Genomic DNA, 18,768 nt, shown 5'->3' on the forward strand with positions numbered 1-18,768 from the left:
ATACTTGATAGCTTTTACATTTTATTTTTAAACAATTACTAATTTTTTCTACTGAAAATTCTGTATCCTAGCCTCCATTCGATATAATCAGCTTTATGAAAATCATAAGCCCTCAACCCTATTCCTATCAACAAGCGATCGGCAACGGTATATTGAAATCCTACTCTTTGGTAAAATATAGATTTATCGTAACGCCTTTCTATTGCTTTTTTAAATATATAGAATCCCGGCTGAATATGAATGGCAAATTTCGAAATCGAAAGACGATAAGAAGGAAAAATATTCAACAGAAGATTATCCTTATTAAATCTTTTTTCGAACTGAATATCACCGTTTTTATCCTGAAAAAATTTGGTATTATAATCTTCATCATACAAAACGCCAATTCCCAGTCCTAAAGACGATTTATAGGTTATCTGTCTGTGGTACACTGTTTCCAGACCCCAGTTTTGACTGTATGTACCTTTGTATTTCTGACCTAAATCGACATCTGAATATTCAAAACCTTCGTCCTTCCCTAAAAAAATCGAGTGCCGTACGCCTCCAAAAAAATTAACATCCAACGTAGAATATTTATCGAATGCAGATAAAGAATCTGTTGGGTGATATTGTCTTTCATTTAAATGATAAACCAAAGATAATTTAGGAGAAAAAGCATTCATGCCTTTGTTGGGAAGCCTTAATGCTCCATTTGAAAAATGATTAAAGTTCATTCCTAAACCCAAATCAAAATGTTTCCCAAGATAATATTTGTAATTGACTCCAAAATTAACGTAAATACTTACTGAAGAACCCAAAGTAGGATTCAAATATCCTTTCTCATAGTTGTACCGATTCCAGTTAAATGCAAAACCACCGCTTGTTTCGTAATTCCAAGAATGGGTTTTTGTTTCCGTTATTGCGCCACCAAATGTACCATAAACAGCAAATGGGTTTCCCATATCCTGATGGTTGGGAAAGCTCATAGCTAAAATTCCGCCTCCGTAATAAGGTCTGCCAAATCTTTTATGCCATTCTTTACTTCCATCTGTCTGCACTGTTATTTCAGCCGAGCCTGTAATAAAATTTCTCTTTGTAAGTGTTTTCAGATAATCATTTGTTCCTAAAAATTTCCCTAGCTGCAAACTGACAGTTGCCTGCAGATTTGTTTTGGAAATGGTATCTGAATCCTGACAAAAAAACAATGTGGATATCAATGAGAATAAGTAACAGTAGATAGTTTTCAAATCTTTCAATTAAATTTAAAAAATGCAAATGTAAATATTCTGGTGCAAAAACAGGTCAAATTTAGTAAGCTATTGAAAATTAATGGTTATCAGTACATAAAAAAAGCAACCTCTTTCGAAGTTGCTTTTATTTTTGGAAATCGGATCGATTATTTTCTTAGACCAAGTTCAGCAATAATTGCTCTGTATCTTGCAATATCTTTTTTCTTAAGATAATCTAATAAGCTTTTTCTTTTACCTACCAATTTCACCAAAGATCTCTCAGTGTTGAAATCATGACGATTAGCCTTTAAGTGCTGAGATAAGTGGTTGATTCTGTAAGTGAATAATGCTACCTGTCCTTCAGCGCTTCCTGTGTCTTGTGCAGATTTTCCATGTTTTGCGAAAATTTCTGACTTTTTTTCTGTTGTTAAGTACATTCCAATATTGTTTAATGATTATTATGTAACGGGTGCAAAACTACAACTATTTTTTCTTCTGCCAAAACATTATCGATACTATATATTAAATTGAATAGAAAAATATGTTAAAAATATCTTAAAAAAATTATGCCATCCCATTAAAAGACAGTAATTTTGCATACGTCAAAAGATGAAAAAAAAATTATTTTATACGATCATTTCCGCTGTTTTTGTCATCAGTACTTCGTCTGTAAAAGCACAGAAGACCAGTACGCGTGATAAGATAAAAAAAATACTGTACTTCAATCCTGAAGTAGAGCCCGATCTGGAAGAAATTACAGAACCTACCAATCATGCTTTTTTTAGTGCCATCTCCGATAAAGTAAGTGGATTCAGAAAAAATAAAATGCTGAGATCAGATGTGAGAGTATCTTATGACAGTATCGACTCTAAAACCATATTGGAATACAGCAAAAACAATGATGCTGATTTCGTTATTGTTCCTAAAGTAAAATATTTCAAAGTAGGTTTGGGGAAATATGTATTTTCTAACCAGGTTGTTGTAAGTATGAAACTTTTTGACGCAGAGGGAAACTTTATAGCTTCTTCTCACTATGATACCTACCGAAAAAATATGCGTCTTTTGGGTTCTGCAGAAAACTCAATAAAAATAGGAACCAATGGCGCAATGAAGAGTATTCTAAAAGAATTGAAAAAACAGAAACCTTCCTCTGAAGCCGGTTTTTAAGCTTTAATAAATCCTTAATTTTACATTATCGTTCTTCGTTTGTTGAAAATTTGAATTATTTTTGCATATCCAAAAAAATTCAGGTTTGAATTACACAGACGAACTTATCTTCAATCCAGCCGATATTGCCGAAAGACTTAGCGAACTTCCCGCTGATGAACGACTACTCGCATTTCTGAAAGTTCCGAAAGAATACAAAGCTGATGTTTTTTCGCATTTGGATCCTGATTTTCAGGAAGAAACCATCAGAAGTATTGGCAGCGATGAAGTTTCAGAGATTCTGAATGCGATGACTCCCGATGACAGAACTTCGCTTTTTGAAGATTTTCCGGATGAGCTTATTAAATATTCAATCAACCACCTCAACCCTCAGGAAAGAAGAATTGCACTAAAACTTTTGGGTTATGATTCTGACTCTATCGCCCGTCTTATGACGCCATACTACATCCAGATCAGAAAAGAATGGACGATCAAGAGATGTCTTCAGCAGATTAAAAAAGTCGGAAAACGGGTGGAAACCATGAATCATCTTTATGTAGTTGATGAGAGAAACCGCCTGATTGACGATATTGCCTTGGGAAGTTTACTTTTAAACGAAGAAGAAACTTTAATTTCAGAAATTACAGACAATCAATTTGTTGCAATCACCACCACAACGACCAAAGAAGATGCGGTAACGTATTTCGAAAAATACGACCGAACAGCACTTCCCATCATAACCGAAGCTGGCGTTTTGGTCGGAATTGTAACGATTGATGATATTTTAGATCAAATTGAATCACAAAACACCGAAGACATCCAAAAATTTGGGGGTGTAGAAGCTTTGGATGATCCTTATATCCAGACTCATTGGTTCGAAATGATTAAAAAAAGAGGTCTTTGGCTTATTGTTTTATTCTTTCTTCAGCTGATCACAGCTTCTGTAATGGGTTATTATGAAAACGAAATTGAAAAAGCTGTTGTATTGGCACTTTTCATACCTTTAATTATATCAAGTGGCGGAAATTCAGGATCACAAGCTGCAACGCTGATTATCCGCGCCATGGCACTTCAGGAAATCACCATCAAAGACTGGTGGATCGTGATGAAAAAAGAACTTCTTACAGGGATCATTTTAGGAACATTCCTTGGTGTGATTGGGTTTTTCAGAATTATGATCTGGCACAAAATGGGCTGGTTTGATTATGGTGATTATTGGTTTTTCATTGCACTCAGCGCAGGAATGTCACTCTCGATGATTGTACTTTGGGGAACTTTATCAGGATCTATGGTACCTTTTATCCTTAAAAAATTCAATCTCGACCCTGCTACTTCTTCTGCCCCATTTGTAGCAACATTGGTAGACGTTACCGGACTCATTATTTATTTTACTATTGCCGGACTTTTCTTAACCGGAAAACTTTTGTAATTTTAGGCAAAGTCTAAATTTTTATGAAAATCGTTTCTTTAGTACCTTCTATTACTGAAGCTTTATTTGATTTGGGATTAACAGAAAACGAAGTCATCGGAAGAACAAAATTCTGTATTCATCCTTCAGAAAAAGTAAAAAACATCGAAATTATCGGCGGAACAAAAAATCTGAATATTGAAAAAATCAGAAGTCTTCAGCCAGATTTAATTTTAGCGAACATAGAGGAAAATATCAAGGAACAGGTTGAAATTTTAATGGAAGATTTCAAAGTGATTGTCTACAATACTGAAACGGTTGAAGACAATTATTATTTAGTTAAAAATTTAGGCTTGCTCTTTAATAAAGAAGAGAGAGCACAGATTTTCAATATGAAAATTTACGAAGTCCTTACTGAGGCAAAAATTAATTCAAAAGTAAAAGCTGCATATCTGATTTGGAAAAAACCTTACATGACGGTAGGTTCTGATACTTTTATTCACAATATTTTATCTGAGATTGGTTTTGAAAATCTTTTTAAGAATCAAACACGTTATCCCGAAATTAAGGTGGAAGATTTGGCTGAAGCAAACGTCATCATGCTTTCTTCTGAACCATTTCCTTTCAAAGAAAAACATATTACAGAACTGAAAGATTTTTATCCTGATAAAAAAATTATGATTGTTGATGGGGAAGCTTTTTCTTGGTACGGAACGCATATTGCGAAGTGTGAGGACTATTTTAAAGCATTAATTGATGAAATTAATCATGACTTTTCAGACACCCATTAATTTCACCAGTTTGAAGTTGTTTTGAAAAACAATCCAGTTTAGTTCAATTGTATAACTGAGCAGTAAGAGTCTTTATAAATTTCGTCAAAAGCAATTCCGTATACACTTTCCTTCAACTAGCTCAGGATAACACGAGTGTAGTTTCTCTGAAATTTTAGATAATTCCCCTATTTTAGATTGGGAAAAAAATTGTGAAAATTTGATTGTCAATCATTTTTATAAAAGCTTAAACATCATCAATTCAATATATCTTATCATTTTTTTCATCTTTATCTTCCATTAGTTGACTATTTTTGCATGGATTAAGCATCGATAAAAACTTTAGAACGTACATGAAGAATCCAATTTCTGACAATAACCAAATTCAGATCGTCAATACTTTTTCTGAACTTGTACATATCAATTTTCAGGGAGTTACCAATGCAATTTGCTGGAAGAGAAATCTGACAGGAGATTTTAAAGAAATTGTGTCTAAACTTCGATTAAAAGAAAATATAACGGAAATATACGCTGAAGATCTTTTGACGCTGAAACTATCAGAAAACGGTATTATTGCAAGGGAAATTATTTTAAATGATTTACAGTTATTAACTGATTTCGGAGCATCTCCATCGCTTAACTTACTAAGAAATTACGAGCGCGATGAGGAATTTGAAATCATATCAACAGATGTGTATTCTTACCATGTCGACCGGTCACCTATCGGTACCCATACTTTTCTATGTACTTATCACGGTGCAGCAAGTGACATTTTGCCCAATGAGCAGGCTATACAAAAAATCTTAATTCCTGAAGTCCGTGAGAAGCTTAAAGAATTACATAACGGCTCTGAAGAAGAATTTGAGGCCTTTTTGAAAGAAAACTATTTTGATCTGCACTATCACCCATTATCCAATTCCCAACCCATTAATTTAGGGTCAGGAAATCTTTGGAAATTAGCAGTAGATCATCCTGAGCAGCAGGTTCTACCCTGCATCCATCGTGCTCCATTGGAAAATGACGGTGAACATAGGCTGCTTCTTATCTGCTAAAATTGTTCATATATCAAGGCAACCTCAGATCGCTAGCTTTTATCAAGTCATATTCTTATCTATAAGAATCGCATCAATCGGACGAGTGACATAGAAATAATATTTGTTTAAGAATATCTATTTCGGTATTATTGATGTTTGAACTGTATTTTCAAGATCATCCCTCCTGATTATTACAGTATTAACTTCGCCATCAATGAATTCAAATTTTAAAAGATTCGGATAATCGATAACTCTAAACATTCCATTTTTCAAATACACCAATTCATTGTCTTTTTTGCTTCTAAAATGGTCCAAAAGCATAGATTCCACGTAAAGACGGTTGCCCCTTTCCACAATTTTTGTTTCGACTTCTTGTCCGTAAAGGAAATCGTTGTACGTTCCGATGAGTTTTTCTTTTAGATTTAAAGGAATTTCTTGCGATTCATCACTTTGGAAATTTCCTTTCCAATTCATCAATCTTAGAATTGTTCTCTGCGTGTTTCCCATTACCGGAAAACGATTCGGTTTTTCACCATTAGCAAGATAAGCGTACCCATTCCCATCTTTCATGGTTCCCATCAAATTTCCGCCAACTCCGGTGTTGGAACCGTTGCAGGCAAACCAATCGTAATTATTGTAAGCAAAAGATTTTTGCCAACCATTGCTCCATCCGCCCACTGCATTTTTGAGAACTGAAACTTCGGTCATTTTTATTGCAACATCGTGAGAAATCACATTATTGTTTTTGTTGCGCAGCGCATTTTGAATCTCAATTGCGATGATTGCCAATTCTGTTGGAGTAGACCACAATCCGGAAGGACCAACCTGTGGCGTGATTGGCAAACCGGTTTTGATGACTTTTCCGTCTTTGTCGTGAACTAAAGCAACATTCATAAGAAATCCTTTTTCATTCGGTTGAATCATTGTTGTGTTTTTTAATCCAAGCGGAGCGAAAATATGCTCTTTTGCCAATTCAGCAATCGAGGTTTTGAATCGATCTTCCAAAGCCATTTGAATGATTGTGTAACCGCCACCGCTGTATTGCCATCTTGTTCCCGGTTCAAAGAAAAATTCAATTTCTTTATCATATCTCGGGATTTTACCTTGCAGGCTTTCCACTAAAGTTGGGATTTTTTCACCTTCATAATGATCTTCAAAACCTTCCTGAGTAGTTCCTGCAGTGTGATTCAGGAATTGTTTCCAAGTCGGGCTTTTGTTTTCTGTGAATTTGCTTTTTGGCAAATGCCATCTTTTCAACGATTGGTCAATCGGGTCATCAAGATTCAGCAAACCTTTTTCTTCCAAGATATAACAAAGAAGTGCGGTAATGGGTTTTGCAATTGAGGCTGTCGAAAAAGCCGTGTTTTCATTAATCTTTTCAGGCGAATTCATTGACTTAACTCCAAATTGTTTCGAATAGACAATCTTGTAATTTTCAAAAACAACCACGCTGAATCCGGGAAGTTTGTACTTTTTTAATTGTTCTTCAATTTTCAGACTGTCTGTCAGAAAGCGGTAATTTTTTTTCTGTCCAAAGATTGTGGCACTTGTCATTAATAATAAAAAAAAGCTGGCGTAAAAAATAGTTTTCATTGTATCGTAATTTATAGGTTGATTATTATTTCGATACAAAGATGTGGTAGCGTGAAATCTTATGCGACCGAGTAAAAGCATTCGGCCTTATTTTGTGAAAAGAATTGGTAGGAATAATTAAACTGAGAGGTACGAGTAATTACAAAGTATTCATTTGTAGTGATTTGCGATATTCGGTCGGCGTAGTTCCCGTATGCTTTTTAAAAGCAGTATTGAAAGAAGATTTAGAATTAAAACCAACTTCATAAAGAATTTCAAGAATCGTCACCTTGGATTTTGAGGGATCTCTCAGGATTTGCATTGCTGTTTCGATGCGATAAGTATTCACAAAATCATAAAAATGCTGTCCTAAATCGTGGTTGATCAAAACGGATAATTCACGAAACGGAACATTAATTTCCTTTGAAATATCCTGAATGGTCAATGCTGGATTCAAAAATGGCTTTTCGTCAAACATATATTTTTTAAGTTTCAACAAGTCTTCATTCAAAGTTTCAGGCTCGATTTTGTTCTCCTCTAAAATCAAATCGGAAACAAGTTTCAACCTCGAGTCGATATTCCTAAAAAGTCCTGGATTATTCAGCGCTTTGTACAGATACCAGCAAATGATGAAAAGTTGCGACACCAAAATCCCAATTTTAATCCAATCGGAAACATACGCATAATCGGAAAATTTGAAAATATTTTTGAGAATGACAATGAGGTAAAAAACAGTCAGTACACTCGTAAACTGAAACAGCCAATGATAAGAATTAAGACTTTCTCCCGAATTATTTTCCAGATAAAGTTTCTTCGCCTTTCTCAGCAGTAGAAAAACCGCAGTAAAATAAAATATAATTTGAAAATGAAACAGCCAATGTGTAAACTGCAACTCCATCATATCCTTACGATTGACAATAAAATTAAGCTTCGATGCCAAATCGACAGTATAAAAACGAGGCATCAAAATAACATTCACAACAAAAAACGGAGTTAGATGTAGAAAATATTTAGGCTTCCATTTAAAATCCGAATAACAAACCGATAATACATAAAGATAAAAAACAGGAATCTGCAGAAAAGACATCGTATTTCGTAACATCCCAAGATTCGAAGGACCATCAGAAATTAGACTGATCAGAGGCTCACTTATATCAATCGCTGTAATGATGAGGAAAAAAGCAAATAGTTGATTACTGGTCTTATATGCAGTTTTGACGGTCAACAGAAAAAACGCAAGGAAAAACGAAACAAAAAGTGAGACGACCGTTACAATACCTAACAAATCCATTTTATATAATCATATTAATTGTTTCGCATTCTGCGCCACTTATTTTTCGTAAAGATAAATAATTATCAAGACTACTTTATTTCAGTTATTGAAAAACAAAATTAAAATGCACTGCTCAACAAAAGAGAATTATTAAGAAATACTGCGTACACCTGTGGGATTATCACTTCATACAATTTTTTCTTTTGCGGAAATACTGCGATGAAGAGTGCTGAAATGAGAAAGATATAAGTTTTACGTCCGTAGATCAGGAAGAACAAGGGTAGAGTCTGGTTGATTTCATACTAAATGTGATATACAGCAACTCTCTAATTTTTTTGATATGAAAACCTCACAAAAAACAATAATGATGAATAATTATTTGGTTATAGAGTGAATAACTCAGTATTAAATTTAATATATACTTGATATTGGGGCAACCCGAATTGACTACTTTTGCCAATCATTGAAACAGTCTGATTCTTTATAATGGAGTATTTTGAAAAAATATATTTAGATTACAAACATCAGGTATACTTTTTTGTCAAAAAGTTTATTTCAAATATGGAAGATGTAGAAGATGTTGTACAAGAGGTTTTTGTACATCTCTGGAAACATTCATCAGCTCTTAAAAACCCTCAGACTTTAGAAGCTATTATTTTCAAGACTGCACATCAGGAAATCTCAAATTTTTACAGAAAAAATAAAATGCTCTTTTCTTTTTCAGATGAAAGTCTGATAAAAGACGAAGCCGATCCTGAAAAAATAGACACCGAATTTAAAGAAGATCAATTGCAAAAAATACATAATCTTCTTGAAAAAGTACCCGAAAGAAGCAAATCCTTTTTCTACAAAAACAAATTGGAGAAAATAAGCTATTCCCAAATCGCAAAAGAAAATAACATCTCAAAAACAGCGGTAGAAAAACAAGTCAGTAAAGTCATCCGACACATCAAGTCGAACCTCAATCTGTTTTAACGAAGTATTAACCAGTTTAAACAAATTATTAAATCCATCTCTTCGGGGTGGATATTTTTATTTTGCTGCGTAATTATAATGGTATGAAAGATTCTCAAAAACATTTTAAAAAAATTTGGACAAAGGTTTCCGAAGAAAAACAGGAAATGGATTCTGCAACAGACTCCAGAATCTGGAAAGGAATCAACGGGAGAATTAAGCAAAACAGTAAACATAAATATTATTTGACTGCCGTCGCAGCAGTTTTAGTGCCTTTATTCGGGATTTTCTTTTTTTATAAAGATATTAAGTCAAAAGAAACGAAAAACAGTTTGTCGGCAATCATACTGCAAACCAACGAAGTTCCTAAAACATTCAGATTATCTGATCAAAGTGTGATCACTCTGGAACCTTATAGTCAATTGTCCTTCACTAATGATTTTGGAAAGAAATACAGAAATGTGAAATTTCAAGGGAAAGGCTTTTTCTCGATTGCAAAAGATCGATCTAAACCTTTTATTGTAGATGCAGGCGGTTTCAGTGTTGAAGTTTTGGGAACAAAATTTTCGGTTGATCAGAAATCAGAAGAAAAAAAAGTGAAATTATTTGAGGGAAAAGTGAAAGTCAATCACAACGGCAAACTGACCTATCTCCTGCCGAATGAAAATTGGAGCACTTCTCCTGCTAAAAAAGATTATCATTATTGTGCGGTAAGTGCTGTAAAAACTTTCACGTTTGAAAAGACAACGTTTGAGAATGCTATCACTGAAATAGATAATACATACGGAACTAAAATAACCTATCCTAAAAACATTGCTAAAAACCTGGTATCGGGTTCATTCTCAGGAAATCTGAAAGAAATCCTTTCCATCATCAATTATCCATTTAATCTGAAAACTACCGTTAAAAATGAAAATGAAATAACTCTATATTAAATAAAACAGCACCAATAATGTGGCGTTATCAGTGCTTGTAATTAATTCGAAACTCGCTTAAGAATAATAAATTAACTCATCAAATTTATGAAAAAAACTGCAATTTCTATTGCTTTACTCGTCGCTATGGGATTACCTGTGCAAAATTATGCACAAACCCAGACTAAAATAGCTGTCACCAGTATTCAGTGGCAGGCTTCATTAATCAAAATACTCAAAAAATTAGAGAAATCTACCAAGACCAAATTCTTTTATTCTGCCTCCGATTTTAAAAATATTTGGTTGGATGAAAGCAAAATCAATTACTCATCATTACAGCAGAGTTTAAACTATCTGAAAAAAAGTGTTCCATTAGATTATCTGATCCAGAATAACACTGTAAGTCTTAGAAAATTAGCTTCTACAAATCCTTCTTTTGCTGAAAATGAATTAGAACCTAAAAAAGATACTTTAAACAATCAGGAAAAACAAATAGAAGAAGTTGTAGTGGTCGGTTACGGTACACAAAAGAAGTCTATTATCACAGGTTCCGTTTCCGTTGTGAAAGGTTCAACAGCTGAAGGACAACCCGTACTTTCAGCCGGTAATTCGTTACAAGGTCTTGCATCAGGTGTTACAGTGACTACACAAACAGGTGCACCGGGAGGTGATGCAGGAAATATCAGAATCAGAGGGATCAACAGTTTTGGAGGTTCAGACAGCAATCCACTTGTGATTATTGATGGTGTTGCAGGAAACATCAATGATGTTGATATGAACATGATCGAATCTATTTCTGTACTGAAAGATGCTGCTTCTGCTGCAATATACGGTTCCAGAGCAGCGGGTGGAGTTATTCTTGTTACTACAAAACGTGCTAAAGGAAACAAGCTGACTGCTCAGTACAGAATGTATACTGGATGGCAACGAGCTACTGCTATACCAAAAGTCACTGATGGTCTTACTTACATGAAAGTATTCAACGATGCAAGCATGAATGACAATGGCACAAAGATCTACAGTGACGAAGCCATCAATGATTTTAAAAATGATTACAATAAAAACCCAAGCAATTACGACTGGCAGAAAGCAATTCTTCAGGGAAGCGGTTTTTTGCAGGATCATTATCTTTCTTTATCCGCAAAATCCGGAATTATAAGTGTATCGCCTTCCTTTGGGTATTCAAAACAGGAAGGGATTATTAAAAATACCGATTTTACGAGATTTGTTTTCCGTAATAATATGGATATCAACCCAAATGATCAGTGGAATATCAGACTAGATATGTCATTCTTAAACAAAGACAGAACACAGATTGCCGATGAAGGAACGGTCTGGAATTATCTTGGCAGAATGCCCACCAATATTCCCATTTATTATGGCCAAAACTATTCTGATGGATGGGTAAAAATCAATCCGGTCGGTTATATCGAAAATGGTGGAAACCGTAAGCAGAATAATCTTGAGTTTATAGGAAATATGAATATTTCTTACAAACCTACCGATTGGTTAACATTAAAAGGTATGATAGCTCCACGTTATCTTACGACCAACATTCATCTTTTCAGAAAAAGTGTGCCTACCTATTTTGAAGACGGAACTGAAGCAGGTTCTGCAAACACTTTTACTGAACTTACAGAATCTGCAAGACGTCAGTTTTACGGAACCTATCAGTTTCAGGCAGATGCAAAAAAAGAATTTGACAAGCACAGTTTTGAGCTTCTTGCCGGAGCTTCGAGAGAAACATATAACGAAAAAATATTATCCGGATACAGACGAGATTTTCTGTATGATAATTACGAAGTGATTGACGCCGGTGCAGATAATGAGACCAAAGATAACGGAGGTGCAGAATATGAGTGGCTGTTAGTTTCTGCTTTTGGAAGATTCAATTATAATTACAATCAAAAATATCTGTTTGAAGCTAATGTGAGATATGACGGTACATCAAGGTTCATCGGTAAAAACCGTTGGGCAGTTTTTCCATCATTTTCTGCTGGTTGGGTCGTTTCGAGAGAAAACTTTTTCGAAGGTTTGAGAGGAACGATCAGCCAATTGAAATTCAGAGGATCTTGGGGTAAATTAGGAAATCAGAATATCAGTTCTTCATATTATCCATTTTCAGAACCTTTAGCGTTGGGAAGTACTTCTATGAACGGAGTTGTATATCAAACAATCCAGCAGTTAATCATGTCTAATCCTGATCTGAAATGGGAAGAAACTACAATGTCAGGTCTTGGTGTCGATTTATCTCTGTGGAGAAAATTAGACCTTACTTTTGATATTTATAATAAAAAAACTGACGGAATTCTTTTACGATTAAATACTTCTCAACTTACAGGTTTAGAAGCACCCGTTCAAAATGCGGCAACGGTAAGCAACAAAGGTTGGGAGATCGGTGCACAGTACAATGAAAGATGGGGAGATTTTAAAATAAATATTGGCTTTAATCTTTCTGATGTTAAAAACGAAATTGTTGACATGAAGGGTCAGTCTTCAGGAACACTTCTCCGTCAGCAGGTTGGTTCTTCGGTGAATTCTATTTATGGTTTTATCGCTGACGGACTTTATCAAAGTCAGGTAGAAATTGATGCAGGTCCTACACAATTCGGAACTTTAAAGCCTGGGGATATCAGATATAAAGATATTGCCGGAGCCTTCGATTCAAACGGTAATCCCATTGGTGACGGAAAAATTACTGATGCTGACAGAACCATTATCGGAAGCACTGTTCCAAGATATACTTACGGGTTTAATATGGGTTTATTTTATAAAGGATTCAAATTATCTGCATTGATACAAGGTGTTGGAAAAGTTGACGGTTATCTGGATTCGCATTATGTCATTCCTGCTGTCAACTCAAGTGCAGTGAAACCTTGGCAACTCGATTATTGGACCCCTGAAAATACCGATGCTGAATTCCCTCGTGTTTCCCTTACCTCTACAAATAATACACAGAACTCAACCAAGTGGATGAGAAGTGCAGCGTACATGCGCCTTAAAAATGTACAGGTCGGCTATGAACTACCTAAATCATTTACGGATAACACATTTCTGCAAAGCATCTACCTCTATCTCAATGGACAGAACCTTCTGACGGTCACTGATTTTTATGAAGGCTATGACCCAGAGATCAATTACAATCTAGGAAGTTCCGATGGTGTTGCGCTGGGAGGAGGAAATTATTATCCACAGGTAAAAACAATCTCTTTCGGTATTGATGTTAAATTTTAATGATAAAAAAATGAAAAACTTTTTGAAAATATCTCTTCTCGCTATAATCACTTCGTGCTCAAGTGCCGATATGGATTTAGAACCACTTAACGGACCAACCTCCGGAACTTTCCCAGCCTCCTATGATGAAGGAAAAATGGGACTTTTTGCAGCATATAGAAATTTAAGTACTATTGATGCTGCGAGTACTCCGATTTGGCATGTGATGGATAATATTACCGACATAGGGTATGCAAGACCGGGAACCAATTACACTTCACCGATCACAAGTTCTATTACTACTACCAATGCATTAACCATAAAACCTTGGGAAATTCATTACAAAACCATTGCAAGATGTCACGCAGTTCTTGATAAATTGGAGGGAATTCCGGGACTAACCACTGCACAAAAAGCAGAGCTTGGATCGGAACTGAGATTTATCCGTGCTTACGCCTATTCTCAACTGATCGAACTCTACGGTGATGTCCCATTAATAAAATCAGCAGTTACCCTAAACAATGCTAATGTGGCAAGAACTCCTGTTGCAGAAATTCAGCAGTTTATCATTGCAGAACTTGGAGCTGTAGCACCTCAACTTCCGATATCACAATCACAGTTTGGAAATGTACGCGCTTCCAGAATCGCAGCTTTAATGCTAAAAGCCAGAGTTGAACTTTATTCTCAGCAATACGCAGCGGCGACGGTTACTTCAAAACAGGCTTTAGACGCCTCAGCAGGTGTTTACAGTTTGACACCCTTCAATGCTTCAGTAAATTATGTTGGTAAAGATCATACCGTTGGTGAGCCTGATCCAAGTAATATTTTTGGTCATAATGGTTTTTCATCCAGTAAAGAATGGATTTGGGTAGCTGAATTCAACATGAATGTTCCAGGATATCTTCACAATCAGCAATACTATGCAGCCTCTCGTTTGGGTAAAGGAGTTTGCTATTGGGGACCCACCCAAAATCTTATCGATTCTTATGAAATGACAGATGGTCTTTCTATTCTAGATTCCCCTCTTTATGATAATGCAAATCCATTTAAAAACAGGGATCCACGCTTGGATATGTATGCAGTTCGTCCTCATTCCAGATATTTAGGATACCAATTTGAGCCGAATTCATCTTTCGCAAAAGTAAATAACTATTGGTCAGCCGGAGCACCAACTCAGGTTACAAATGCCGATGCAATCAATGCTTATCGTTCTTTCAGTGGTTATCTTTGGAGAAAAGTGGTGGATATTGCTGATTTTAATTCTACGTCAGTAAGTGGAAATTCAGATTTAAATGTCGGAATTTTCAGATTATCTGAATTAATGCTGATTCATGCGGAAGCAAAAATTGAGTCAAATCAGTTGGATAATTCTGTTTATGACATGATTAACCAGATCAGAACTCGCGCAAAAATGCCTGCTCTACAAACAGGAATGTCACAAGCAGAATTGAGAAAAGCACTTCGCTACGAAAGAAAAGTGGAATTGGCCAATGACGGACTAAGATGGTATGACATCCGACGTTGGGGAATTGCAAGTAAAGTGATGAACGGATATTTATATCTGAACCGTAACGCAAACAACTGGAACAAATCTGTGCTTACAGGCTTTGATGAAAGTGCAAACCCAATCTATAATCATTCACAGGCTTCAGCAGCTTTTTCAACTCAACAGGTGGTTTACACCATCAATAAAGATGAATTTTGGCCGATACCGCAGTCTGAAATGGATGCAAACCCTCTGTTGAAACAAAATCCCGGATATTAATTTTAAAAATTATGAAGAAGAATATATCGATACTGGTATTACTGCTTTCTGCAGTAGTTTTCGGACAGGAAAAATCTCAGGCTCCAAAATTAGACGATAAAAAATCGTGGAGTATTATCCTCATTCCGGATACCCAAAACTATGTAAAATGGAACAGAAATCAACCGGTTTTGGATCTGATGGTACGGTGGATTGAAGATAATATTTCTCCCTTAAATATTAAAATGGTTTGCCAAGTTGGCGATCTGGTGGAACACAACAATATTCTGAATCAGGGATATGACGGAGACCAAAGTGCCGATGACCAATGGAAATCGGTACAGTCGATCCTGGGAAGACTTAATGGAAAAGTTCCTTATGTAGCCGCAACAGGAAATCATGATTTCAGTATTAATGAGGACGGAAGGAGATTTTCTCGTTATAATGAGTTTTTTCCTTCTAATTTTAATTATTTAAATCAGAAACATTTAGCTCAGAACTTTTATAATGATGCGGGAGCTCCAAGCATGGAAAACTCAGTTTTGGAATTGAAAGGATTAAATGGCCAGGACTATTTATTTCTAAGTCTTGAATTTGCCCCGAGAAACAAAGTGCTGGAATGGGCTAAAAAAGTATTGGATATGACTCAATACAAAAACCATAAATCGATTTTAATTACGCATGCCTTTTTAAATGATAAAGACAAGAGAACAGATAAAGCTAATTCATGGTTCATGTACGAGCCTTTCCTGATAAACAATGTTCCGCAAAAGTCTAAAACTATCGTGCTTCCGGAATCAAATAACGGAGAACAGATCTGGAAAAAACTCATAGAGCCTTCCCAAAATCTCCAGTTGGTATTAAGCGGCCATATCTCTGGTGAGGGTTTCCGCGTTGACTCTAATAGTTATGGTAAAAACGTAAATCAGATGCTTTTTGATATGCAGAGTGAAGGAGGCGGCCATCGTGATGGGAATGGTGGTGACGGTTGGCTCAGAATTATCGAGTTTTACCCAGATAATAAAACGGTAAAAGTGAAAACATACTCTCCTCTTTTTGGAATCTCACCAACTACTCAAAAAAACGCATATAAAAAAGATTCTAGAAATGAATTTATTTTCAAACTTTCAGAATAAAATTAAACAAAACAAAACGGGAATCATATCAAAACAATAAATTCAGTTTTCACGAAAATCCCCGAAACTTCTGTTGGGGGATTTTTATCTTTTACCTTAAAAATTATATTTTAAGCTGCAAGCATTTAATCATAATTAAGGAATAGGATTTTTCCAAAAATACTGATGTAAAATATGAATATAGTCACTAGGATAAAACAGGAAGTGTTTTAATGATTTTTAAACCCGTAATATTTGGAATTTAATGAAAGGCAGAGAAAAGATTTCTAAGGATATGATACAGAAGAATATAGAAATTCTGATTATTTTTGAAGAGTGAAAAACTATTTGAGAATATTTTAACTCTTAGTTTTATTTTTCATTTATGATTTTCTTAAGCTTAGGAAAACCATCCTTATCTGTAAAATAGTCAATCATTTTTATATCTAAAAAATCCGTTATGACATCGATATGTAGCTGAACCATCCAAACAAGAGAAGAACAATTCTGCGAATGAAACTCTTCAATGCCATTCCAAACTTTTAAGAAGGTCAGCTGAACAATCTCCTCAGCATATTCAACGCACTCAACAGATTTTAACGCTATGCCATAAAGTATACCGCAATACTGATTATAAAGATTGTTATAAGCATCTCTATCTTTTTTCGCAACTATTGAAAATAAATTTTCATGTGATATTTGGTGTTGATTTTTTTTTGCCATCACTCAAGTCTTTTTTAAATAATATATGGTCTTTATTAAAAAAAACACTGACAATAAAAATCTGTAATAAAAATCTTTCCCATATGAATTAAATATTTTGATCTCTACTATTTTTGAGAAAATTATGAACATTTTCCAATAAACAAATAGTATGCTATAAATAACAAATATCGTTCTCGAAGTTTAAAATAATCACACGAACATTTGATTGATATTGAATTTCGTTTCATAAAACAATGTAAAAATGATAACTTTGTTTGGTTTGGGCCAACAATAATTAATCTCTTTTTGAATCATTTAACAACTATCTCTAAACTTTAGGTACTGTAGCAATTCTAGGAATACTTAGCCAATCAGTGAGTTGATATTTTTTTGATGAGACACTCCATTTACCTGTTGAAAATGTATGGGATAAGGGCCAAATTTATATAACTCAAAGCAGTTATGTTATTTTGGAAAATGATGATTCAGGCAATAATTTGTAAAGCAATAATTTACAAAAGAACTTAGAAGTACTATTTATTTCAGATAAGTTTAAAAAATAAATTCTTTGGTTCTAAAGTTGCATCATAAAAAAGTATGAGAACAATATTTATGGTCGAAGATGATCAGGCAATCAGAGAAATATTGGAAATTTTTCTAATTTCAGAAAATTATATTGTAAAGTCTTTCGGCACAGTACGAGAATTTTTATCAAGAGACCTTTCGATAAATCCTGATTTGTATTTGTTGGACGTGATGCTTCCTGACGGTTCTGGGATTGAACTCTGCGAACAAATTAAGAATGATGATCTTCAAGTACACATTCCTGTAATGATTATGAGCGCTCACGCTCAGCTTTACCAAATGAGCAATTGCTGTGCTCCAGATGATTTTGTCACTAAGCCGTTTGATATCGACAACTTACTTCTAAGGATAAAAAAGGTGATAGGAGAAGACTCACTAATTTAATGAGTATATCAAAACTGCTGACTAAACGTGTTCATCGTATATGAAACGTAATTTGTAATTTTGGTTGTTATCTAAAAACATCACGAAATTGACTTATGACAGACGAAATTAAAATATTAGTCGAATTTGCAGAAGGAGTGTTATCCGGTAAAGACTTCGAGCAGGAAATTTACAGCAACAAAAAATTAGAAATTTTACTTTCAAATGAAAAAATCGATTGGTCGGGAACTTATCTTGATCAATCCAGTCTTTTTCTTTTTTTAGCAGAACAAAATTATAGTAACGCGGAAGGACTTCTAAATGCACAAGGAGCATTAAAATTGTTTTTACAAAAAATGAATATTGAGGTCAGTTCGACAGATAGATATTCCGAAGACTATGCTCTATTAATTTCTGGAACTCCAAAATACCTTGACATCGACCCAGAATTTTTTGAAAAATTTATTTTACCTACTGATCAATCTTTATCCAAAACAGACAAAAAACAAATCATCAAGAAAACTGTTGAGCAACTTTTCAAATATCAGACAAAACCGCCAAAATGGATACAGAATCCGGAATGGTTAATCAAAAATAACAAACCATTGTATTTTTTAGGACAGATTGATATTAAAAACAGTAATTTTTTCCATGACGATGGAGGTGTTTATCTGTTTATTGATACTGAAACAGGAAATATAGAAACCGTGAAACAATTTTATTAAATCGCCTATCATCAACCTAGGTCAGATGGATAAAATCCA

General features: G+C 34.7%; 16 protein-coding genes. 11 read left to right on the plus strand and 5 right to left on the minus strand.

The features are described 5' to 3' along the window. Positions 1-38: 38 nt before the first annotated feature. The gene (locus AR685_RS05740; RefSeq protein ID WP_131777597.1) at positions 39-1,226 is read right to left on the minus strand and encodes an acyloxyacyl hydrolase; all 1,188 of its coding nucleotides are present in this window, start codon (positions 1,224-1,226) and stop codon (positions 39-41) included. A 149-nt stretch (positions 1,227-1,375) separates the two neighbouring features. Next, complete coding sequence (gene rpsO, locus AR685_RS05745; protein WP_047442664.1) at positions 1,376-1,645, minus strand: 30S ribosomal protein S15; 270 nt, start codon at positions 1,643-1,645, stop codon at positions 1,376-1,378. Positions 1,646-1,817: 172 nt separating this feature from the next. Between rpsO and AR685_RS05750 the strand changes: the two genes are divergently transcribed. The 4 genes from AR685_RS05750 (at position 1,818) to AR685_RS05765 (ending at position 5,584) form a co-directional block, all read left to right on the plus strand. Then, positions 1,818-2,375, plus strand: a complete 558-nt coding sequence (locus tag AR685_RS05750) for a hypothetical protein (protein ID WP_059123983.1) — start codon at positions 1,818-1,820, stop codon at positions 2,373-2,375. An 85-nt stretch (positions 2,376-2,460) separates the two neighbouring features. Then, positions 2,461-3,783, plus strand: a complete 1,323-nt coding sequence (mgtE, locus tag AR685_RS05755; protein ID WP_047443045.1) for a magnesium transporter — start codon at positions 2,461-2,463, stop codon at positions 3,781-3,783. Positions 3,784-3,806: 23 nt separating this feature from the next. After that, the gene (locus tag AR685_RS05760; RefSeq protein WP_059123984.1) at positions 3,807-4,553 is read left to right on the plus strand and encodes an ABC transporter substrate-binding protein; all 747 of its coding nucleotides are present in this window, start codon (positions 3,807-3,809) and stop codon (positions 4,551-4,553) included. A 332-nt stretch (positions 4,554-4,885) separates the two neighbouring features. Next, the gene (locus AR685_RS05765) at positions 4,886-5,584 is read left to right on the plus strand and encodes a hypothetical protein (protein WP_059123985.1); all 699 of its coding nucleotides are present in this window, start codon (positions 4,886-4,888) and stop codon (positions 5,582-5,584) included. Between the two features lie 117 nt (positions 5,585-5,701). On the opposite strand, the gene AR685_RS05770 is transcribed toward AR685_RS05765, so the two are convergent. Next, a complete protein-coding gene (locus AR685_RS05770) occupies positions 5,702-7,159 on the minus strand; it encodes a serine hydrolase domain-containing protein (RefSeq protein ID WP_059123986.1) in 1,458 nt (485 codons plus the stop codon). Positions 7,160-7,298: 139 nt separating this feature from the next. After that, positions 7,299-8,429 carry a helix-turn-helix domain-containing protein gene (locus AR685_RS05775; protein ID WP_047442660.1) on the minus strand — a complete coding sequence of 377 codons (1,131 nt, stop codon included), beginning with the start codon at positions 8,427-8,429 and terminating at the stop codon, positions 7,299-7,301. A 468-nt stretch (positions 8,430-8,897) separates the two neighbouring features. On the opposite strand from AR685_RS05775, the gene AR685_RS05780 reads away from it, so the two are divergent. The 5 genes from AR685_RS05780 to AR685_RS05800 all read left to right on the plus strand — a co-directional run bounded on the left by AR685_RS05780 (position 8,898) and on the right by AR685_RS05800 (position 16,372). Beyond that, complete coding sequence (locus AR685_RS05780; protein WP_052187667.1) at positions 8,898-9,386, plus strand: RNA polymerase sigma factor; 489 nt, start codon at positions 8,898-8,900, stop codon at positions 9,384-9,386. Positions 9,387-9,469: 83 nt separating this feature from the next. Beyond that, on the plus strand, positions 9,470-10,300 hold the full coding sequence (locus tag AR685_RS05785; RefSeq protein WP_059123987.1) for a FecR family protein: 831 nt from the start codon (positions 9,470-9,472) through the stop codon (positions 10,298-10,300). 87 nt (positions 10,301-10,387) lie between these two features. Further along, a complete protein-coding gene (locus tag AR685_RS05790) occupies positions 10,388-13,513 on the plus strand; it encodes a SusC/RagA family TonB-linked outer membrane protein (RefSeq protein WP_059123988.1) in 3,126 nt (1,041 codons plus the stop codon). 10 nt (positions 13,514-13,523) lie between these two features. Then, on the plus strand, positions 13,524-15,257 hold the full coding sequence (locus AR685_RS05795; protein WP_059124145.1) for a RagB/SusD family nutrient uptake outer membrane protein: 1,734 nt from the start codon (positions 13,524-13,526) through the stop codon (positions 15,255-15,257). Positions 15,258-15,268: 11 nt separating this feature from the next. After that, positions 15,269-16,372, plus strand: coding sequence for a metallophosphoesterase (locus AR685_RS05800; protein WP_059123989.1), 1,104 nt, complete (start codon positions 15,269-15,271; stop codon positions 16,370-16,372). Between the two features lie 351 nt (positions 16,373-16,723). On the opposite strand, the gene AR685_RS05805 is transcribed toward AR685_RS05800, so the two are convergent. Next, positions 16,724-17,074 carry an RNA polymerase sigma factor gene (locus AR685_RS05805; RefSeq protein ID WP_059123990.1) on the minus strand — a complete coding sequence of 117 codons (351 nt, stop codon included), beginning with the start codon at positions 17,072-17,074 and terminating at the stop codon, positions 16,724-16,726. 579 nt (positions 17,075-17,653) lie between these two features. Between AR685_RS05805 and AR685_RS05810 the strand changes: the two genes are divergently transcribed. Next, on the plus strand, positions 17,654-18,025 hold the full coding sequence (locus AR685_RS05810; RefSeq protein WP_047442657.1) for a response regulator transcription factor: 372 nt from the start codon (positions 17,654-17,656) through the stop codon (positions 18,023-18,025). 95 nt (positions 18,026-18,120) lie between these two features. Next, complete coding sequence (locus AR685_RS05815; protein ID WP_047442656.1) at positions 18,121-18,729, plus strand: hypothetical protein; 609 nt, start codon at positions 18,121-18,123, stop codon at positions 18,727-18,729. Positions 18,730-18,768 lie beyond the last annotated feature (39 nt).

The sequence above is a fragment of the Chryseobacterium sp. JAH genome (assembly GCF_001507335.1).
Lineage (GTDB): Bacteria > Bacteroidota > Bacteroidia > Flavobacteriales > Weeksellaceae > Chryseobacterium.